This window comes from Streptomyces thermospinosisporus, from assembly GCF_039526425.1.
Lineage (GTDB): Bacteria > Actinomycetota > Actinomycetes > Streptomycetales > Streptomycetaceae > Streptomyces > Streptomyces thermocarboxydovorans.
The window spans coordinates 50,657-69,392 of the sequence record NZ_BAAAIZ010000128.1 but is presented as its reverse complement, the minus strand read 5'-3'; the positions used below and the strand labels follow the sequence as shown (position 1 = coordinate 69,392).

Sequence of the window (18,736 nt, the reverse complement as noted above, 5' to 3'; positions counted from 1 at the left end):
CACCGAACCCCGTGCACACCAGCCCACCTGACGTGCAGTTTTCACGATGCACACTGCTCAATGAGGTTGCCTCGTGGGCGGTCGGCACGGTCGACTGCGCTGTCTGGGACCTCCACGGCCGACTCGCCGAGCGCACCGTGGCCGAACTTCTCACCACCACGGCCCCTCGGCCGCTGATCCCGGCGTACGCCTCCTGGCTCACCCAGGACCTCAGCAGCATCAACAGCCCCAACGTACTGGCCGGCGTCATGGCAGGCGGCTGGAGCTTCACCAAGTGGGGGCTTCGACGGAATCCGTCCGACCCATCAGGGGAAGCGGCGGCCCGCATGGCCCAGGCGGTCGAGCACTGCTCTCACGCTCTCGACGCGCCGCTCGCCCTCGACGCGGTCGGCACCTGGACACCGGCCGTTGCCCTGGCCTTCGCACAGGTAGCCGACCCATCCTGCCTTCGGTGGCTGGAGGACCCGCTTCCGCGTCACGACGCGGACACCTACGAGCTTCTGGCGGCCACCCCGCTGCCCTTGGCAGTCGGCGAACGCGCGCACTGCGACGAGGACCCCGTCGGCCTGATCCAGTACATACGGCCCACTGCCCTGACCCTCGACGCCGTCGGATGCGGCGGACTGACCCGAGCAGCACAGATCATCCCAGTCGCCCAGGCCCAGGGCGTCCCCGTATACCCGCACGGCCGCTCGCTCCTGCCCGGCCTCCACCTCGCCGCCGCCTACCCCGACGCCGTTCCGGCCGTCGAGTACCGGCTGCGATGGGAGCCCGGACGCCAACGCCTCTACGAGGTGCCGCTCCGCCCCGAAAACGGCCACATCCGCCTGCCGGACACCCCTGGTCTCGGCACCACGCCAAGGAGCACAGCATGCCCAGCGCCCCACTGAACGTTCCCGTCGAGGGCACGGTCACCCACAGCCCCGAAGGGCCCATGCTCCGCCTGACGCGACGACTCGACGGCCACGACACCTTCCTCACCGGAAGCCTGGACATCGCGGACTCGTCCATCCCCGTACGCATCCTGACCCTGGACGACGTCACCGTCCTGCGGCCCACGAGCGAGTTCCCCGCGCCGGCCGACGGCGAACACTGGCACGGTCGACTCCACCTGCCGCATGGGCTGCGCCCTCGCAGCGTCCCACCGGACCTCAACGCCGCCGCCGATCAGGAAGGGCGATCACTCGACGCGCTCGATGAGGCGGAGCTGCGGTACGCCCTCACCTTCCTGTCGGAAGCCACCACCCCGGACATCCGACAGGCCCGAATCGAAGCCGTCGTCTCCGCGCTCCCGGCCACCATTGGGAGGACCCAGTGACGACACGACCCGAACTGCTGGTCTCGGTGGACGTCGGGGGCACCCTGGGCACGGCCGACGGACCCGGCCTGACGATGCGGCTGGTCGAAGCGTCCCCGCTCCCTCCGGCCCGTACCCGGGAAATCCTTCGGTCCAGCCTCCACACCCGCCCGGCCCTGACCGACTCGTTGGTGCACGAGGTCTGCGAAGCCATCCAAGTGCCGCCGGAGACTTTCCCACTCGATGTGCCACCGGCCCCATTCAGCCTCTACCCCGGCACGACCGAGGCCCTGCGCCGGATCAGCTCTGTAGCCACCGTCGTCACCCTCTCCAACGTGACCTGCGTCGACGCCGACACCGATGGAATGCGCAGGCTCCTCTCCCCGTGGGTGAGCGACTTCTTCCCGTCCTGCCGCATCGGCCACACCAAGCCCGACCGTCGGGCCTTCCAGGCCGTGACCGACCACTTCCACACGGACCCAAGTGGCCTGATCCACGTCGGTGACGACTGGACGTGCGACATCGTGGGTGCCGCCGAAGCAGGGGCGCGTGCCATATGGATCTCGCGCGGAAGGCAGGTCCCCGACGAGTCCCTGCTCGTTGACCACGGTGTGCTCGTCGCCGACGACTTGGCGGCAGCCGCCGCCCACATCCAGCACCTCGCACCACGGAGCGCCACATGAGCCTGTTCACCGGAACCGCCAGCTACTACCGCCAGTTCCGCCCCGGCATCCCCGAAGACGTCGCAGCGGCCCTGGACCAGGCCGCCCCCACCCGGACCGGCGGTCCGCGACGCCTGCTCGACGTCGGCACCGGCACGGGGCTGGTCGCCGAGGCGCTGCTCGGCCGCTTCGACGACATCATCGCCATCGACAACGACGCCGACATGCTCGCCGCGGCAGAGTCGGCACTGCGCCCGAAGCTCCCCGAGGGCACGCGCCTGTCGCTCGTCGAGAGCACAGCCGAGGACTTCGTGCCGCCCGCCGACTGGAAGGCCGACCTGGTCACGATCTGCCGCGCGTTCCACTGGCTCGACCAGGCAGCCGTCCTGTCCCGCCTGGACGACCAGGTCGCACCCGACGGTGTCGTCGCCATCTTCGGCGACAGCAGCTTCTGGACCGCCACCAGTCCCTGGAAGGAAGCCGTCCGAGACGTCATCAAGACGTTCCTCGGCGAGGAACGCCGCGCCGGCTCCGGCACCTTCCAGCACCACAACCGCCCCTACAGCGAGATCATGGAGGAGTCGCCCTTCGACCAGGTCGAGGAGGCACGGATCCCCGTCCACCGAACCTGGACCACCGAGAGCATCCTCGGCTACCTCTACTCCACCTCCTTCGCCGCACCCCACCTCTTCGGCGACCGGCTGCCCGAATTCGAGACCGCGGTCACGGAGCGGCTCACGGACTTCAGCAAGGACGACACCTTCCCGGAGGAGAACGAGTTCCTCATCCGCTTCGGGCGGCGGAGCAGGAGGTGACGACCACCAGCAACAGACGGGCGTTCGCCGCGCTCACCGCTCCGAGTGTGGCGGCCGAGCTCGGCGAACGGTCCGTCCTGTGCCTGCCACTCGGGTCGGTCGAACAGCACGGTCCGCACCTGCCGTTGGACACCGACACCGTCATCGCCGAGCGATTCGCGCACCGTCTGGCCGCGCACTCAGCGGGCCGGCACGATTTGTGGGTCGGGCCGGCCATCCCGTACGGCCTCTCACCCGAACACGCCGGCGCGCCGGGAACCATCACGCTGGACCTCCAGCTGTACGCGACGCTGATCACTACGCTCGTGGCCGAGTACATCCGCTCCACGGGGGTCGGCTCCGTGCTCCTCGTCAATGGCCACGGCGGCAACCGCGGCGTGCTGGAGGCGGTCGTCCACCAGCTCCGCCACTCCCACGGCGTCACCACCTGCGTGTTGCACCCGGCCGCACTCGCCGCCGGCCGCGTCCCGATCGGCAGCGAGTTGCCCGAGGTGCATGCCGGAGTGCTGGAGACCGCCCTCATGCTCGCCCTTGACCCGGACCGGGTCCGGCTGGACCTCCTGCCGAGCGAGGCGTTCCCCGACCCCGGCCGGCGCCGGTCGATCGGCCACCTCGTACTCGATCGCGGCGTGACGTGGCCCTGGTCCTCTGATGACCCCGAGCTCGCCGCCGATGGTGTCATCGGCGGTGATCCGCGCAACGCCACCCCGGAGCTGGGTCACAGGCTTCTCGCCGCAGCGCTCGACGCGAGCACGCACGTCCTCGACCGCATCGACAGAGCCACGTCCCGTGGCACGTCGCAGACCTTAGGGAGGCACCATGCCCCTCACGCCTGAGGAGAAGGCCACCTTCAAACGGGATGGCGTCCTCATACGCCGCGCACTGGTCTCCCCCGCACTCGTCCAACGCGCCACCTCACTGGTCGGGAGCTGGTACCGAGGTCTGAGGCCCAGCGACGTCCCGGCCTACAGCCAGCGCACCTTCGCCCCGGAACTCGGAAGCCACCCCGACATACTCGCCCTGTACGAGGAGACGGACGCGGCCGAACTGGCCACCGGCCTCCTTGGAGACACCCTCCCCATCGCCACGGCCCAGATCCAGATCCGCGTACCCGAGTCGGAATTCCCCGGCGTGCAACCCGAGAAGGCGATGCACGTGGACGGGGTCTCCTGTCCTCACCTCGACCCGCGAGAACTGCGCACCTTCTCGCTCCTCGTCGGCGTCGTTCTGTCCGACGTGAGCAATGCGCAGGACGGGGCGCTGCACTACCAGCCGGGTGGTCACCACACCATGGCGGACTGGTTCCGGACCCAGTGGACGCTCGGCATGACGGAGCAGGTGCCCCCAGAGGTCGACCAGGAGCGGGGTGTCCCTCTGCTCGGTGCCCCCGGCGACGTCCTGCTCATGCACCACCTCGTCCCGCATTCGGTGGGCCGGAACCTCACCCCCTTCCCCAGGGTGATGGCCTACTTCCGCGTTTCCCACCCGGACCACGCCGGCCGCCGCCTCGAAGCTCTGCGCGACCCGTGGCTCGACTATCCGCCGCTCGCCGCGACCCCTGAGCCCGCAGCCGAAAAGGAGTAGCCCATGCGTCTCATCGGACCCGAAGACCTCGATGCCGCGGTACAGGCGATTGAGGCCGGAGGACTCGTCGTCGTCCCGACCCGGCGCTGGTACATGGTCTGCGCCGACGCGAGCAACGCGCGGGCATGCGATGACATCATCGCGGGCAAGCGCCGCCCGAGCGGCAAGCCACTCGCCTATGTGGCCACCTCCACCGCCTCCTGCGAGGAACGCTTCATCCTCAGCCCGGACGCCAGGCGCCTCGCGACGGCCTTCTGGCCCGGTGATCTCGCACTGCTGCTGCCGTGGAAGAACGCCGAAGACGCCGCCCAGCACGCGGCAGTCGGATCTCCCGCCCTGGTCACGATCGCTCCGGACATCCTCGGGGACCTCGCGTCGGCGGTGAAAGTCCCTCTCGCGGCGACCACAGCGAACATCTCCGGAGACGCCGGCCCGAACGACCCCGGGCCGGCCATCACCGTCGACCAGGTCCATGCCTTCCTGGCCGCCTCGGGCCTGGAACCCGACGTCATCATCGACGGCGGGGTGTGCCCGGCGGCGAACCACATGACTATCGTCGACTGCTTCACCCCGGAGGCCCGGCTGGTGCGTACGGGCCTCGTCCACCAGCGAGCCATCTCGGCGGCGCTCGGCACCGAGATCCGGACCGCCTGACGACTTCGCCTCCTCCTGCCAAGCAGACAGGAGCGGACTACCGGAGCGAACATGATGCCTACGACAGGAGGGCTACCCGCTCTTGACATGCGCCCGGCAAGAGATGACGACGCGCTGCGGCGAGTCCTCGAAGACGCTTCTATGGGGCGATGGGAAGGGCCCCGAGACCTGCTGGCTTCTACCGGCGCGGACTGGGACCGGCGGATCTTCCGCCTCCAGGTTCTCGCCGAGGCGGGTGCGCGGCTGCGGTTCGCCGACACCTGGGCGAAGGCGGAACCGCGCTCGCCGCACGCGCTGGCTCTCCTCGCGAACGTTCAGGCCCTTCGCGCGATGATCGCCGGGCAGGGCGGCGGCCGGTCACTGATGGAGGAAGCGTGGGCCACCTGCCGCACCGCGTTGGGAGTGTGGCCGGATGATGTGGCGCCCCTGGTAGTGATGCTGGCGTTGCTGCGGGCCCATGCACCGGACCGGGCAACCCTGCGGCAGGTGTGGGCGGAGATCAAGCAGCGTGACCCGTGGAACCGCGAGGCCCACCACGAGGTCGTCACCTACCTGTTCCAGCGGTACCACGGCCGGCCGGGGGAGGCGATGTGGTGGGCGGAGGAGCAGGCGTCCATCGCCCCGCGAGGGCTGCCGATCGCGGTCCTGCCCCTGGTCGTGATCGCCGAGGCCCACCGATCCCGTCAGGAGCGAGACCAGACGGCGTACGGGCTGACCATCCACCCCTGGATCGACTGCCCTCAGATCGACCCCGTGCTGGAACGCTGGTGGCGCTACCGCGCGCCCGGCCCGCACGCCTGCTTCGCCGACGACGCCAACTACCTGGCACACGCCCCGTCGTTCGCCAACCGCCACAGCGAGGCGGCGGAGGTCTTCGACGCGATCGGCCCGTACGCCACGCACCTTCCCTGGGCCTACTGCGGTCAGGCCGAAGACCTGTTCCTGCGGCACCGCGCCTGGGCTTACAACCCGCCAAGGCGCCGGCACCCCTGACCACCCTGACACCACCCCTCCTAAGTACGAAGGACGGCACCCCCATGCCTCTTGACGTCTCCCGCGTCTCCGACGAGGAACGCCTGAAGCAGCTCGGCTACCAGCAGACGCTCTCCCGCGCGATGTCCGGCAGGGCCAACTTCGGCGTCAGCTTCACGATCATCTCGATCCTGTCCGGCTGCATGACCCTGTACGGCTACGGCATGAACACTGGCGGACCGGCGGTGATCATGTGGGGCTGGCTGTTCGTCGGACTGATGACCTTGTTCGTCGGCCTGTCGATGGCCGAGGTCTGCTCCTCCTACCCGACCAGCGCCGGCCTCTACTTCTGGGCCCACCGCATGGCACCCGCGAGAACGGCCGCCGCCTGGGCGTGGTTCACCGGCTGGTTCAACGCCCTGGGCCAGATCGCGGTGACCGCGGGCGTCGACTTCGGCGCCGCGACCTTCCTCAACGCGCTGCTCGACCTTCAGTTCGGCTTCGCTGCCACGCCCGGTCACACCATCACGCTGTTCGGGATCATCCTTGCCCTGCACGGCGTGCTGAACACCTTCGGGGTCCGCATCGTCGCCTTCCTCAACGAGGTCTCCATCTGGTGGCACATCCTTGGCGTCGTCGTGATCTGCGGCGCCCTGGTGCTCGTGCCCGACCACCACCGGTCTACCGGTTTCGTCTTCGGTGAGTTCGTCAACAACACCGGCTTCTCCTCTAGCACCTACGTGGTGCTGATCGGGCTGCTGATGGCGCAGTACACCTTCACCGGCTACGACGCGTCCGCCCACATGACCGAGGAGACCATCGACGCCTCCACCGCCGGCCCCAAGGGCATCGTCCGCTCGATCCTCGTCTCCCTCGCCGCCGGCTTCATCCTCCTGTTCGGCTTCACCTACGCCATCCAGTCCTACGCCGGCGCACTCGCCTCCGGGACGGAGGTGCCCCCGGCGCAGATCCTCATGGATGCCCTCGGCGCTGCGGCCGGCAAGTGGCTGCTGCTGATCGTCATCGTCGCCCAGCTCTTCTGCGGTATGGCCTCCGTCACCGCCAACTCCCGCATGATCTACGCCTTCTCCCGCGACGGCGCCCTGCCCTTCTCCAAGGTGTGGCACCAGCTGAACCTGGCCACCCGGACGCCCACCAACGCCGTCTGGCTGGCCACCGGCGGCGCCTTCGTCCTCGGCCTGCCCTACCTGTGGAACACCACCGCGTACGCGGCGGTCACGTCGATCGCGACCATTGGCCTGTACATCGCCTACGTCATCCCCACGTACCTCCGGCTTCGCCAGGGGAGCCGGTTCGAGCGCGGCCCCTGGCACCTCGGCTCCTGGTCCCCCCTCGTCGGCACGATCGCCGTGGCCTGGGTGCTCGTGATCACCGTGCTGTTCATGCTGCCGCAGACCTCACCCGTCACCGCGCACACCTTCAACTACGCGCCCGTCGCGGTCGGCGTCGTCATCGCCTTCTGCGGCACCTGGTGGCTGGCCTCCGCGCGCAAGTGGTTCCTCAATCCTGCGCACCCGCGCAACTCCACGCTGGATCGGAAGGATGCCGGTGGGAGGGCCGGCGTCCGCTGAAAGGATCGGTCGGATCTGGTGCTTGCCGCGAAACGGCTGAAGTGTGTCGGGCGGGCACCGAAAGTCCCTGGTCGTCGGTGTCCAGGCGCAGCGCGCTGCGGCTCCCGCTGACCGAAAAACGTTCACTCCAGGTGATCGCGTCTCGACCCTCTGTCAGTGGCGCGTGCTCTCATAACCTGCGCGGGGATCGTCAACAGCCTGTGGATAGGGGGAGTTCCTTCATGGCGGTGCGGATGGAGGCGTGTGAGCGGGTCGCTGGCCCGATACGGACCCTCGCCCGGTCTGGCGAACGCAGCCTGCCGGTTGAGCCGGGGTCGGCCCGATGAGTGGCCGACGTCCGGCGCGGCGTCCCGCCACGGCGCCGGCCGGCCCGGCGTTCCAAGAAGCAGGATGACCAGCTGGCCCTGTTGGGAGCTGGGGTCCTGGCGCTTGGGTTGGTCATCACCGCCGTGCACTGGTGAACCGGCCCGGCTGCCGCTCGGCCAGCCACCCCCGTGCGACCAGGCGTTTCGCCTTCGACCGCAGCGCCTCCACCTTGGCCGGCACCGCGTCCAGGCCGAACATGTGGGCCAACTCCTGGCAGGTCAGCGGCCCTTGATGGAGCCGGTGTCGGTCCCCGAGGGCCTCAAGGACGCGCTGATAGTCAACCGACAGCACCGACCGGTCCAGCCCCTCACGCCACACCGGCACCTGCGACCTGGGCTTCGCGGCTCCGGCCGCTGACAACGCCTGCCCGGTCCGTCCGCCGGCCCTCGGCACTGTCCGCCCGACCTGGTCGTGGCCCTGCTCGGTCTCCTCGACCGGGTCCAGCACCTCGCCGACCCGCGAGCGGGCGATGGCCCATTCCTTCCAGTCCCGCTCGGCCAGGGCCAGCTCGGCCTGGATCCGGTCGACCTCCTCCCGCAGCTCGTCCACCCGACGCCGAGCAACGAGCTCGCGCTGTTCAAGCAGCCCCACGACCGACGGCATCCACGACCTCCACGGGAACGGCGACACGACAGGTCACCACTCCCACAGGATCACCAGCCCATGCCTGACCAGTCGAAACATAGTCCTCAAGCCCGGAAAGACAACAGCGTCTCAGGCACGTTGTTCTCTATGACCTGAGTTCTCTATGACCTGAGTTCTCTATGACCTGAGCCACTCCAGGATGTCCCGGTTGAGGACGTCGGGGTGGGTCGACAGCATGCCGTGCGGGTAGCCCTCGTAGGTCTTCAGCGTGCCGTTCTTCAGGAGCTTCACGGACAGCGGCGCCGCGTCCTCGTAGGGCACGATCTGGTCGTCCGTGCCGTGCATCACCAGCACCGGCACCTCGATCTGCTTCAGGTCCTCGGTGAAGTCGGTCTCCGAGAAGGCCTTGATGCACTCGTAGTGGGCGTTGGCGGCGCCCATCATCCCCTGCCGCCACCAGTTGTCGACCAGTCCCTGGGAGACCTCCGCGCCGGGCCGGTTGAAGCCGTAGAACGGACCGGAGGCCACCTCCTTGTAGAGCTGGGAGCGGTTGGCCGCGAGGGAGGCGCGGAATCCGTCGAAGACCTCGATCGGCGTGCCTTTGGGGTTGCTCTGCGACTTGACCATGACGGGCGGCACCGCGCCCACCAGGACGGCCCTCGCGACGCGCCCCGGCTTGGCCCGCGCCACATACCGGGCCACCTCTCCGCCGCCGGTGGAGTGCCCGATGTGCACGGCGTCACGCAGGTCCAGGGCGTCGGTCAGCGCCGCGACGTCGGCGGCATAGGTGTCCATCTCGTGACCGCCGGCGGTCTGCTCGGAGCGTCCGTGGCCGCGCCGGTCGTGGGCGATCACCCGGTGGCCCTGCTGGAGGAAGAACAGCATCTGGGCGTCCCAGTCGTCGGCACTGAGCGGCCAGCCGTGATGGAAGACCACGGGCTGCCCGTCACGCGGCCCCCAGTCCTTGTAGAAGACGGCCGTACCGTCAGACGTCGTGACCGTGCCCATGACTGCTCCTCCACCTGGAGAGGGACTGCACAGCATCCGGCAGTCCTTCCTTTCACTGCCGGATGCACGCCCATCACCCTACGCTCGAGCGACGAAGCGCTCATCTCGGGATGTTCTGGACACATTGCGAGCGCGGCGACACCCCGCGCGACAGCCCCTGCTGTGTCAGAGCTCACCGGAGGGCGGGTTGCGGCTCTAGCCGTCTCCTGGTGCAGAATGCTGCTTTTTTGCTCGCGCCGAGCCGAAGAATGCGCAGGTCAGACGAGGGTTGCGGCTCTTACCCCCGCGTCGTTCATCCTCGGCTCCGCTGCGGGAAACCCCGCAGCTTCCGGAGCGCGGAGCCACGTCGCTCCGCCTGTGCGTGCGAAGGGCACGCCTGACCAGAGGAAGCCAGATGAACTTGTACGTACTCGTGCTCGCCATGGTTGTCGTCATCCAGTTGCTCGTCGTGGCATCGACGCTCGGCACTGCGGTGCACATCCGGCCCTCCCTCAACGAGCCCCTCAAAGTGGCGATGACGAGCGTGACGGTGACGGCGTCACTGATGGCTGCGCTGGTTGCCTTGGCACGTTGAACGGCCGAGGGGATCTCCTGCCCTGAGGGTGTCGTCCCATGCTCTCCACTCGGCAGGGACAGCCGGGAGCCCCGGCCCACGACGGGTCGAGGCTCCCGTCCGCTCAGAATCTCAACCGGAGTTGCGGCTTCCGTCACAGCCGCTGCCGTCGGTTTCTGATTTCGTGATCTTGACCAATGGGACGTAGCCGCAGCTCTTCCGCCAGATGGGGCAGGGTAGCGGGTGGGCCGTCGTGCGGCAGCCCGTGTCCGATCTGCTGACGCTCGCCCTCCTGGGCGTCCTGCTGCCGGCCATGGCGGGGATGGCGCTGGCGTTGCTGGTCCGGCTGGAGGAGCGGCCGGGGCACGGAGAGCGGGGCTGGATGGTGCTGCTCGTTCCGGTGATCGGGGGCGGGACGGCGGGGCTGGCGCCCCAGCTGCTCTGAACGCTCAGAAAACCCAGAAGACCCGCAGCGGTCTCAGCCTCCCCGCCGGTGATCACGGAATGCGCGTCAGCGGGTCGCGAGGAGTTCCAGGGTGTCGATGACGCGGTTGGAGAAGCCCCACTCGTTGTCGTACCAGGCGACGACCTTGATGTGGCGGCCGTCGACGCGGGTGAGGGCCGAGTCGAAGATCGAGGAGGCGGGGTTGCCCGTGATGTCGGAGGAGACCAGCGGGTCCTCCGAGTACTCGAGGATGCCGGCGAGCGGGCCCTCGGCGGCCGTGCGGTAGGCGGCGAGGACGTCGTCGCCGGTGACGTCGCGGGCGACGGTCGTGTTGAGCTCGACGATCGAGCCGACCGGCACCGGCACGCGGATCGAGTCGCCGGAGAGTTTGCCGTCGAGGTTCGGCAGTACGAGGCCGATGGCCTTCGCGGCGCCGGTCGTGGTCGGCACGATGTTGACGCCGGCGGCGCGGGCGCGGCGGGCGTCGCGGTGCGGGCCGTCCTGCAGGTTCTGCTCCTGCGTGTAGGCGTGCACGGTGGTCATGAACCCGTGCTCGATGGAGGCGAGTTCGTCGAGGACCTTGGCCAGCGGCGCGAGGGCGTTGGTGGTGCAGGAGGCGTTCGAGACGATGGTGTGCACGTCCGGGTCGTAGGCCTCGGTGTTGACGCCGTAGGCGAGGGTGACGTCGGCGCCGTCCGAGGGCGCGCTGACCAGGACCTTGCGCGCGCCCGCGTCGAGGTGGGCGCGGGCGGCCTTGGCCGAGGTGAAACGGCCGGTGGCCTCCAGCACGATGTCGACGCCGAGCTCGGACCACGGAAGCTGCGCGGGCTCCCGCTCGGCCAGCACCTTGATCCGGCGGCCGTCGACCACGAGGGTGTCCCCGTCGGTGGTGACCGGGCGGCCGAGCCGGCCGGCGGTGCTGTCGTAGGCGAGCAGTCGGGCGAGTGCGGCGGGCTCGGTCAGATCGTTGACGGCGACGATCTCGAGGGCGCTGTCGCGCTCCAGCAGGGCGCGCAGCACATTGCGTCCGATGCGGCCGAAGCCGTTGATCGCGATACGAGTCATGGTGGTGTCCTGTCCCTTCGGTTCACCACCAGCGTCACGTGCGGCCGGGGGCTCTGACAGCGGCGCGATCGCCATGGTTCGCAAGGATCGTGCCAGCGCAGCGGGCCCGCCCTACGTGCCCTGGGCGAAGGTGCGCCGGTACTGGGTGGGGGTGGTGCCGAGGATGCGCCGGAAGTGCAGGCGGAGGTTGGCCCCGGTGCCCAGGCCGACCTCGGCGGCGATCTGCTCCACGCTGTGCTGTGAGCGTTCCAGCAGCTCACGGGCGGCGTCGATGCGGGCGCGCATCACCCACTGCATCGGGGTGTAGCCGGTGTCCTCGACGAAGCGGCGCGAGAAGGTGCGCGGGGAGACCGCCGCGTGCCGGGCGAGCATCTCCAGGGTGAGGGGCTCGCCGAGCCGGCGCAGCGCCCACTCGCGGGTCGCGGCGAACCGCTCGCCGAGCGGCTCGGGGACGCTGCGCGGCACGTACTGCGCCTGGCCGCCGCTGCGGTAGGGGGCCGCGACCAGGCGCCGGGCGGCATGGTTCGAGGCGGCCACGCCGAGGTCGCCGCGCAGGATGTGCAGGCACAGGTCGATGCCGGAGGCGGCGCCGGCCGAGGTCAGCACGCTGCCCTCGTCGACGAACAGCACGTTCTCGTCGACCTTGATCGACGGGTGCTTGGCGGCGAGGGCGCGTGCGTAGTGCCAGTGGGTGGTGGCGCGGCGGCCGTCCAGCAGGCCGGTGGCGGCGAGGGTGAAGGCGCCGGTGGAGATGGCGGCGAGCCGGGTGCCCCGCTCGTGGGCGGCGAGCAGCGCCTCGACGACGGCCGGCGGCGGGTCGTCGCGGTCGGGGTTGCGGTGGCCGGGGATGAAGACGATGTCGGCCCAGGCGAGTGCGTCCAGACCGTCGGCGACGGAGTACGACAGGCCGTCGGCGCCGGTCACAAGGCCGGGGGCCGCCCCGCACACCCGCACCTCGTAGGGCATGCTCGCGCGGGTCGTGAACACCTGCGCGGGGATGCCGACGTCGAGCGGCTTGGCACCCTCGAGCACGAGAACGGCGACGCGACGCAGACGGGAGGAGACGGGCACGGGGCCAGAGTACGAGGGCCGTGGGGAGGGGGAGGCGCCGCGAGCGGGGGTGAGAAACGGGGGCCAAGCGCCCCCCGGTAGGCCCCTCCTTCACCGGCGCCGGATCAACGAGGGCGTCAGCGGGAGGCGCGCCGCTCCGGTTCGCCCTGGGTCGCCTGCAGGTCCGCCAGGAGTTCCGCCTGGCCGGCCAGGACGCCGGAGAGGATGGTCCGGGCGACGCGCAGCAGCTCGGCGACATGGGGGCTGGTGAGGGAGTAGTGGACGGTGGAGCCCTCCTTGCGGGTCACCACCAGGTTGGCCCGGCGCAGCACGGCCAGCTGCTGGGAGAGGTGGGCCGGTTCGATGCCCACTTCGGGGAGCATCTCGGCGACCGCGTGCTCGCGTTCGCTGAGCAGCTCCAGGACCCGGATGCGGGCCGGGTGGCCGAGGGTTTTGAAGAACTCGGCCTTCAGCTGGTAGAGCGGCGTGCTCATCGTGCCGTCGCCTCCCCAGCGGTCCGGCCGCACGGTCCCGTCGGCCGCGCCCCGGCGCATCGCGTCCACACACTCGTCACCCACATGCGGCCCATCCTCGCCTGCGGCACGGGCCGCAGGCGAGCGAGGCGGTGTGAAGTACGTCGCGTAGGGGCCAGGGTCTCCGCCGCGCAAGGGCCCGGGGTCCACTCCGCGTCGACCGCGGGCTCAGCGCAGGGCGCCGTCCTCGGCGGTGCTCGGGGTGCGGGCGGGCGGGACGGTGAGGACGCCGGTGGTCTCCAGGTGGTCCCGGGCGGCGCGGATGGCCTCGGGGGTCGTCGCGAACTCCCGGCCCGTGGGCCGCAGCAGCTCCAGCGCGCCGACCGAGTCGAGGACCTGGCGCTGGCCGGGGCGTATGCCGGAGGCGAGGACGAGGATGCCGCGCCGGTTGAGCTTCTCCACCGCGTCCTTCAGGACCAGGGCGCCGGTGGCGTCCATGGTGGTCACCCGGGACATGCGCAGGATGACCACGCGGACGTCGGCCACCTCGGACAGCTCCAGCAGGAAGCGGTGGGCGGCGGCGAAGAACAGCGGGCCGTCGATGCGGTAGGCGACGATGTGCTCGGCGAGCAGCGCGTGCTCCTCGGCGCTGTGGTCGCCGCGGTCGAGGGGGACCTGGTCGAGGCGGGCCTGCTTGGCCACGGCGCGCAGGGCCAGGGCCCCGGCGACGAGCAGGCCGGTGATCACGGCGTAGACGAGGTCGAAGGCGAGGGTGGCGACCGCGGTCAGGACGAGGATCAGCGCGTCGGAGCGGGTGGCCTTCGCCATGGCCCGCAGGGAGCCGACCTCGACCATGCGGATCGCGGTGGCCAGCAGGACGCCGGCCAGCGCGGCGAGCGGGATCCGGGACACCAGGGGTGCCGCCGCGAAGACGATCACGGCGAGGACCGCGGCGTGGGTGAGGGAGGCGAGGCGGGAGCTCGCGCCGGTGCGGACGTTGACCGCGGTGCGGGCGATGGCGCCGGTCGCGGGGACGCCGCCGAAGAGGGGCGAGGCGATGTTGGCCAGGCCCTGGCCGAACAGTTCGCGGTCCGGGTCGTGCTTCTGGCCGACCGTCATGCCGTCGGCGACGGAGGCCGACAGCAGGGACTCCAGCGCGGCCAGGGCGGCGACCGCCACCGCGGGGGCGAGCAGCGTGCCCAGCTCGCCGGGGTCGAGGAAGGACAGCGAGGGCGCGGGGAGTCCGGCGGGGAGATCGCCGATGGGCTGTGCGTCGTCCAGGCCGACGGCCTGGACGACGACCGTCGCGGCGACGACCGCCACGATGGAGAAGGGCACGGCCGGGCGCAGCCGGGCGCCGATCAGCATGACCGCGGCCACCGAGACCGCGAGGGCGACGGCCGTCCAGTTCGGGGAGTGGAAGAACTCCTCGACCGCCCGCCAGGTGACGACGAGCACCCGCTCGCCTTCCGGCTTGGGCACGCCGAGGGCGTTGGGCACCTGCTGCAGGGCGATCACACAGGCGATGCCGAGGGTGAAGCCCTCCACGACCGGTGCGGGCACGTACTGCATGTACTTGCCGGCCCGCAGCGCGGCGAGGACGACCAGCATCAGCCCGGCCAGCAGACCGACGGTGAGCACTCCGCCCGGGCCGTGCTGGGCGACGATCGGGACGAGCACCACGGTCATGGCGCCGGTGGGACCCGACACCTGGAGGTTGGAGCCGCCGAACAGGGCGGCCAGGGCGCCCGCGACCACGGCGGTGGCCAGGCCGGCCTCCGCGCCGAGCCCGGAGGACACCCCGAAGCCCAGCGCGAGCGGCAGCGCCACGATCGCGACGGTCAGCCCGGCCAGCAGGTCCCGGCGGGGATCGCGGCCCATCTCCTTCAGGTCGGCGCGGGCAGGCAGCAGCGAGACGATCCGGGCCCCGGCCCGGCGGATCCAGGAGCTCATCGCGCGGCGACCTCGCCGTCCCGCAGCTCGGCCAGCAGCTCGTTGCGGCCGGCCAGCATCTCGGTGAGGATCCGGCGCGCGGCCCGCATCAGGTCGGCCACGTCACCGCCGGCCAGCTCGTAGACGACGGTCGATCCCTCGCGGGTGGCCGTGACGATCCCGGACCGCCGCAGCACCGCCAGCTGCTGGGAGAGGCTGGAGGGCTCCACCTCGATCTCGGTGAGCAGCTCGCGCACCGGCCGCGGCCCCTCCTGCAGCAGCTCCAGCACCCGGATCCGCACCGGGTGCCCGAGCATCCGGAAGAACTCGGCCTTGGCCTGGTACAGCGGAACGGACACGACTCCTCGGATTCCCCAGCTTGTGGACGGACTCCCGCGGGCGCCTGCCCGGCGCCGGACGGGACGACGGCGGGCGGCATCTGCGGGGATGACCAGCAAAGCATCTAATCAATTGCGAATTTTTGCAATTCGTCAATCCACCGATGCCCGGTGGAGCCGGGAGCGCGATGCCCCGGGAAGCCGGAAACGGGGAGGCCGCCAGCGGGGAAGCCGCAAGCGGGGAAGCCGGGTCAGGCCTTCTTGACCACGCTGGACTTCAGCTGCATCGCGCCGAAGCCGTCGATCCTGCAGTCGATGTCGTGGCCGTCGACGCCGTCGACCAGACGGATGCCGCGCACCTTGGTGCCGGCCTTGATCCCGGTGGGGTGGCCCTTGACCTTGAGCGCCTTCACGACGACCACGCTGTCGCCGTCCTGCAGCACATTGCCGACGGGGAGTCGCGGACCACGCGCTCGCCGGAGTTGCCGGCCTCCTCGGCGGCGGTGTCGGCGGGCGACCACTCATGGGCGCACTCCGGGCACACCACCAGGGTGTTCATCTCGTACGTGTAGGCGCAGGAGCACTTGGGGCAAGGGGGAAGGTTCTCTGTCACCCCGAGAGGGTGACCGGCGGGCTCAATGGCCCGGCCCGTCCTCGGGCTGGCACCGGGGGCACCACACCGTGCCCCGGCCCGCCAGCCGGGAGCGGCGCAGCGGGCCGCCGCAGCGGGGGCAGTGCGGGTCGGGGTCGTCGCGGTGCCCGGTGAGCCAGGTGTCGCGGGGCGGTACGCGGCCGGCGGCGACCGCGGAGCGCAGGGTGCGGCGCATGACGGTGTACAGCCGCCGCCGTTCGGCCTCGGTGAGGTCGCTCGCGCGTCGGGCGGGGGTGACCCGGGCCCGCCAGAGCACCTCGTCCGCCAGCAGATTGCCCAGCCCGGCCAGGGCGGACTGGTCGGTGAGGGCTGCCTTGACCTTGGCGCGGCGCTCCGCCAGCGCGGCCTCGAACTGCTCGCGGTCCACCGCCAGGGCGTCGGGCCCCTGGCCCTCCAGCAGCCGGTCGGCCGCGGCGTCGTCCTCCAGCAGCCACAGGCCCTTCAGCTTGCGCTGGTCGCGGTAGTGGAGCCGGTGCCCGCCGGTCAGGGTGAACAGCACCCGGTCGTGGGCGTGGACCGGGTCGTCGGGGCGGGCGCAGAGCAGGCTGCCGGTCATGCCGAAGTGCAGCGCCAGCACGGGGCCGCCGGTGCGGGCCAGCAGCCACTTGCCGTGCCGCCGGGCCTCGGTGAACCGCCGCCCTTCGAGCGCTTCGCTCAGCCGCCGCGCACCCACTCCGTGCAGGACGCCCGGATCGCGTACGTCGACCCGGCGGACCGTCCGGCCCAGCGCACAGGACTCCAGCACCCCGCGGAACCCCTCGACATCCGGCAGCTCGGGCATGGGGAACCTCCTCTCCGCCCGTGTCCCCGGGGCCGGAACCGCGGGCACGTCGCGGTTCCGGCCCCGGAGGGGGACCAGGCAGTTCCCGGGTGCCCCGGAGAGCGGGGCTGTCCCGGGTGCCTGGGGGGAAGTGCGCCTCCCGGGTTCCCTGGAGCGAAAGGAAGGGCGCTTCCCGACCGCCCCCGAAGGGCGGGGCTCGTCCCGGACTGCCCCCGGGCGGCGGGGGCCGGCCGGAATGCTGCAGGGCCAAGTGCCTACTGCTGCAGCCACACCGCCTGGTCCGACGGCAGCAGGCCGTCCTTCAGGGGCCCGCTGGCGAGCAGGACGGAGGAGTGCGGCGGCAGCTCGCAGGGCTCCGGGGAGAGGTTGATGACGCAGACGAAGCCCGGGGAGCGGGTGAAGGCGAGCACGCCCTCCGGGGCGTCCTGCCAGGTGAGGCTGCCGTCCCCGAGGGCGGGGTGCTCGCGGCGCAGCCTGAGGGCCGTGCGGTAGAGCTCCAGCATGGAGTCCGGGTCGCCGGTCTGCGCGGCCACGCTGTAGCGCGCCCAGCCGGCCGGCTGCGGCAGCCAGGGGGACGCGGTGGCGTCGTCGGGGCTGAAGCCGTAGGGGGCGCTGTCGCCGGACCACGGGATGGGCACACGGCAGCCGTCGCGGCCGCGGTCGGTGTGACCGGAGCGCTCCCAGACCGGGTCCTGCAGCACCGACTCGGGGAGGTCCTCGACCTCGGGCAGGCCGAGCTCCTCGCCCTGGTAGATGTAGGCGCCGCCGGGCAGGGCGAGCATCAGCAGGGCCGCGGCGCGGGCCCGGCGGGTGCCCAGCTCCAGGTCGAGGGGGCCCTCGGGGACGTGGCGCTCGTTGGCCAGCCAGCGCCGGACGCGTTCGCGGCCGAAACGGCTGGGGTGGCGCATGACGTCGTGATTGGACAGCACCCAGGTCGCGGGTGCCCCGACGGCGCCGAGCATGGCGAGGGAGTCGTCGATGACGTGGCGCAGGTCCTTGGCGTCCCAGCCCGACATCAGGAAGTTGAAGTTGAACGCCGTGTGCAGGCCGTCCGGGCGGACGTAGGCGGCGAGCCGCTCGGGGGTGTCGGCCCATGCCTCGGCGACGAAGCAGCGGTCGCCGGGGTACTCGTCGGCGATCTTGCGCCAGACCCGGTAGATGTCGTGGACCTCGTCGCGGTCCCAGTGCGGGTGGTCCTGGTGCGGGCGGGACGGCTCCGCACCGGGGTCGCGGCGGGGCGGCAGGTCGGGCAGGTCGGGGTGTTTGACCAGGCCGTGCGCCACGTCGATGCGGAAGCCGTCCACGCCACGGCTCAGCCAGAAGCGCAGGATCGACTCGAACTCCGCGAGCACGTCCGGGTGCTGCCAGTTGAGGTCGGGCTGTTCGGGGGCGAAGAGGTGCAGGTACCACTCGCCGTCGGGGACGCGGGTCCAGGCGGGGCCGCCGAAGCAGGAGACCCAGTCGTTGGGCGGCTCGGCGCCGCCCGGCCCGCGGCCCTTGCGGAAGATGTAGCGCTCACGCTCCGGACTGCCCGGTCCCGCCTCCAGCGCGGCGCGGAACCAGGCGTGCTGGTCGGAGGTGTGGTTGGGCACGATGTCCGGGATGACGCGGATCCCCTGCTCATGCGCCTCCTCGATCAGCCGCTCCGCCTCGGCCGTGGAGCCGAACAGCGGGTCGATCTCCCGGAAGTCGGCCACGTCGTAACCGTGGTCCGCCATGGGCGACTTGTACCAGGGGTTGATCCAGATGGCGTCCACACCCAGCGACTTCAGATACGGCAGACGGGAGCGGATGCCGGCGATGTCACCGACGCCGTCGCCATTACCGTCGGCGAAGCTGCGGATGTAGACCTGGTAGATGACGGCGCTGCGCCACCAGGGTGCTGCGGTGCCGGACATGGGCGTCGAGTACT

The 18,736-nt window shown here is 71.0% G+C and carries 20 protein-coding genes and 1 pseudogene; 11 read left to right on the top strand and 10 right to left on the bottom strand.

All coding sequences use genetic code 11. The features are described from left to right. The 9 genes from ABD207_RS30765 to ABD207_RS30725 form a co-directional block, all read left to right on the top strand. The coding region (locus ABD207_RS30765) for an enolase C-terminal domain-like protein (RefSeq protein ID WP_344016566.1) at positions 1-890 on the top strand (890 nt) is incomplete at its 5' end. Further along, positions 872-1,318, top strand: a complete 447-nt coding sequence (locus tag ABD207_RS30760) for a hypothetical protein (RefSeq protein WP_344016565.1) — start codon at positions 872-874, stop codon at positions 1,316-1,318. The genes ABD207_RS30765 and ABD207_RS30760, both read left to right, overlap by 19 nt. Next, positions 1,315-1,980, top strand: a complete 666-nt coding sequence (locus ABD207_RS30755) for an HAD family hydrolase (protein ID WP_344016564.1) — start codon at positions 1,315-1,317, stop codon at positions 1,978-1,980. Before ABD207_RS30760 ends, ABD207_RS30755 begins: the two co-directional genes overlap by 4 nt. Beyond that, complete coding sequence (locus ABD207_RS30750; protein WP_344016563.1) at positions 1,977-2,774, top strand: class I SAM-dependent methyltransferase; 798 nt, start codon at positions 1,977-1,979, stop codon at positions 2,772-2,774. The genes ABD207_RS30755 and ABD207_RS30750 overlap by 4 nt, the downstream gene beginning before the upstream one ends. Next, positions 2,771-3,610 carry a creatininase family protein gene (locus tag ABD207_RS30745; protein WP_344016562.1) on the top strand — a complete coding sequence of 280 codons (840 nt, stop codon included), beginning with the start codon at positions 2,771-2,773 and terminating at the stop codon, positions 3,608-3,610. The genes ABD207_RS30750 and ABD207_RS30745 overlap by 4 nt, the downstream gene beginning before the upstream one ends. Further along, complete coding sequence (locus ABD207_RS30740; RefSeq protein ID WP_344016561.1) at positions 3,594-4,358, top strand: phytanoyl-CoA dioxygenase family protein; 765 nt, start codon at positions 3,594-3,596, stop codon at positions 4,356-4,358. The genes ABD207_RS30745 and ABD207_RS30740 overlap by 17 nt, the downstream gene beginning before the upstream one ends. 3 nt (positions 4,359-4,361) lie before the next feature. After that, a complete protein-coding gene (locus ABD207_RS30735) occupies positions 4,362-5,012 on the top strand; it encodes an L-threonylcarbamoyladenylate synthase (protein ID WP_344016560.1) in 651 nt (216 codons plus the stop codon). A 141-nt stretch (positions 5,013-5,153) separates the two neighbouring features. Next, the gene (locus ABD207_RS30730) at positions 5,154-6,005 is read left to right on the top strand and encodes a hypothetical protein (RefSeq protein WP_344016559.1); all 852 of its coding nucleotides are present in this window, start codon (positions 5,154-5,156) and stop codon (positions 6,003-6,005) included. Between the two features lie 44 nt (positions 6,006-6,049). After that, a complete protein-coding gene (locus ABD207_RS30725; protein ID WP_344016558.1) occupies positions 6,050-7,576 on the top strand; it encodes an amino acid permease in 1,527 nt (508 codons plus the stop codon). 441 nt (positions 7,577-8,017) lie between these two features. Here the strand turns inward: ABD207_RS30725 and ABD207_RS30720 are convergent, their stop codons facing one another. Together ABD207_RS30720 and ABD207_RS30715 are read right to left on the bottom strand one after the other, a co-directional pair. After that, complete coding sequence (locus ABD207_RS30720; protein ID WP_344016557.1) at positions 8,018-8,545, bottom strand: hypothetical protein; 528 nt, start codon at positions 8,543-8,545, stop codon at positions 8,018-8,020. 159 nt (positions 8,546-8,704) lie between these two features. Beyond that, the gene (locus ABD207_RS30715) at positions 8,705-9,535 is read right to left on the bottom strand and encodes an alpha/beta fold hydrolase (RefSeq protein WP_344016556.1); all 831 of its coding nucleotides are present in this window, start codon (positions 9,533-9,535) and stop codon (positions 8,705-8,707) included. A gap of 394 nt (positions 9,536-9,929) precedes the next feature. On the opposite strand from ABD207_RS30715, the gene ABD207_RS30710 reads away from it, so the two are divergent. Then, on the top strand, positions 9,930-10,109 hold the full coding sequence (locus tag ABD207_RS30710; protein WP_344016555.1) for a hypothetical protein: 180 nt from the start codon (positions 9,930-9,932) through the stop codon (positions 10,107-10,109). Between the two features lie 232 nt (positions 10,110-10,341). Then, a complete protein-coding gene (locus ABD207_RS30705) occupies positions 10,342-10,533 on the top strand; it encodes a hypothetical protein (RefSeq protein WP_344016554.1) in 192 nt (63 codons plus the stop codon). A gap of 66 nt (positions 10,534-10,599) precedes the next feature. Here ABD207_RS30705 and gap read toward each other — a convergent pair whose 3' ends face one another. From gap to ABD207_RS30665, 8 genes and pseudogenes are all read right to left on the bottom strand, one after another. After that, positions 10,600-11,598: a type I glyceraldehyde-3-phosphate dehydrogenase gene (gap, locus tag ABD207_RS30700; protein WP_344016552.1), complete on the bottom strand. Its 999-nt coding sequence runs from the start codon at positions 11,596-11,598 to the stop codon at positions 10,600-10,602. 111 nt (positions 11,599-11,709) lie between these two features. Further along, positions 11,710-12,669 carry a GlxA family transcriptional regulator gene (locus ABD207_RS30695; protein WP_344016550.1) on the bottom strand — a complete coding sequence of 320 codons (960 nt, stop codon included), beginning with the start codon at positions 12,667-12,669 and terminating at the stop codon, positions 11,710-11,712. 116 nt (positions 12,670-12,785) lie between these two features. After that, the gene (locus ABD207_RS30690; protein ID WP_344016573.1) at positions 12,786-13,142 is read right to left on the bottom strand and encodes an ArsR/SmtB family transcription factor; all 357 of its coding nucleotides are present in this window, start codon (positions 13,140-13,142) and stop codon (positions 12,786-12,788) included. A 207-nt stretch (positions 13,143-13,349) separates the two neighbouring features. Beyond that, on the bottom strand, positions 13,350-15,074 hold the full coding sequence (locus tag ABD207_RS30685; protein ID WP_344016549.1) for a SulP family inorganic anion transporter: 1,725 nt from the start codon (positions 15,072-15,074) through the stop codon (positions 13,350-13,352). After that, entirely contained in the window at positions 15,071-15,412 is a 342-nt protein-coding gene (locus tag ABD207_RS30680; RefSeq protein ID WP_344005534.1) for an ArsR/SmtB family transcription factor, read from the bottom strand. Before ABD207_RS30680 ends, ABD207_RS30685 begins: the two co-directional genes overlap by 4 nt. A 230-nt stretch (positions 15,413-15,642) precedes the next feature. Then, a pseudogene (locus ABD207_RS30675) lies at positions 15,643-16,004 on the bottom strand (zinc ribbon domain-containing protein YjdM). A 22-nt stretch (positions 16,005-16,026) separates the two neighbouring features. After that, entirely contained in the window at positions 16,027-16,824 is a 798-nt protein-coding gene (locus tag ABD207_RS30670) for an Fpg/Nei family DNA glycosylase (protein WP_344016547.1), read from the bottom strand. Between the two features lie 254 nt (positions 16,825-17,078). Continuing rightward, positions 17,079-18,722 (bottom strand): glycoside hydrolase family 13 protein, encoded by a 1,644-nt coding sequence (locus tag ABD207_RS30665; RefSeq protein ID WP_344016545.1) that lies wholly within the window; start codon positions 18,720-18,722, stop codon positions 17,079-17,081. Positions 18,723-18,736: the final 14 nt, after the last annotated feature.

Excerpts from the sequence above, each read along its gene's own strand:
- gap (WP_344016552.1), bottom strand. The coding sequence starts at position 11,598 with ATGACTCGTATCGCGATCAACGGCTTCGGCCGCATCGGACGCAATGTG.
- ABD207_RS30690 (WP_344016573.1), bottom strand. The coding sequence starts at position 13,142 with ATGAGCACGCCGCTCTACCAGCTGAAGGCCGAGTTCTTCAAAACCCTC.
- ABD207_RS30735 (WP_344016560.1), top strand. The coding sequence starts at position 4,362 with ATGCGTCTCATCGGACCCGAAGACCTCGATGCCGCGGTACAGGCGATT.
- ABD207_RS30740 (WP_344016561.1), top strand. The coding sequence starts at position 3,594 with ATGCCCCTCACGCCTGAGGAGAAGGCCACCTTCAAACGGGATGGCGTC.
- ABD207_RS30720 (WP_344016557.1), bottom strand. The coding sequence starts at position 8,545 with ATGCCGTCGGTCGTGGGGCTGCTTGAACAGCGCGAGCTCGTTGCTCGG.
- ABD207_RS30670 (WP_344016547.1), bottom strand. The coding sequence starts at position 16,824 with ATGCCCGAGCTGCCGGATGTCGAGGGGTTCCGCGGGGTGCTGGAGTCC.
- ABD207_RS30750 (WP_344016563.1), top strand. The coding sequence starts at position 1,977 with ATGAGCCTGTTCACCGGAACCGCCAGCTACTACCGCCAGTTCCGCCCC.
- ABD207_RS30715 (WP_344016556.1), bottom strand. The coding sequence starts at position 9,535 with ATGGGCACGGTCACGACGTCTGACGGTACGGCCGTCTTCTACAAGGAC.
- ABD207_RS30685 (WP_344016549.1), bottom strand. The coding sequence starts at position 15,074 with ATGAGCTCCTGGATCCGCCGGGCCGGGGCCCGGATCGTCTCGCTGCTG.
- ABD207_RS30730 (WP_344016559.1), top strand. The coding sequence starts at position 5,154 with ATGGGGCGATGGGAAGGGCCCCGAGACCTGCTGGCTTCTACCGGCGCG.
- ABD207_RS30665 (WP_344016545.1), bottom strand. The coding sequence starts at position 18,722 with ATGTCCGGCACCGCAGCACCCTGGTGGCGCAGCGCCGTCATCTACCAG.
- ABD207_RS30725 (WP_344016558.1), top strand. The coding sequence starts at position 6,050 with ATGCCTCTTGACGTCTCCCGCGTCTCCGACGAGGAACGCCTGAAGCAG.
- ABD207_RS30710 (WP_344016555.1), top strand. The coding sequence starts at position 9,930 with ATGAACTTGTACGTACTCGTGCTCGCCATGGTTGTCGTCATCCAGTTG.
- ABD207_RS30760 (WP_344016565.1), top strand. The coding sequence starts at position 872 with ATGCCCAGCGCCCCACTGAACGTTCCCGTCGAGGGCACGGTCACCCAC.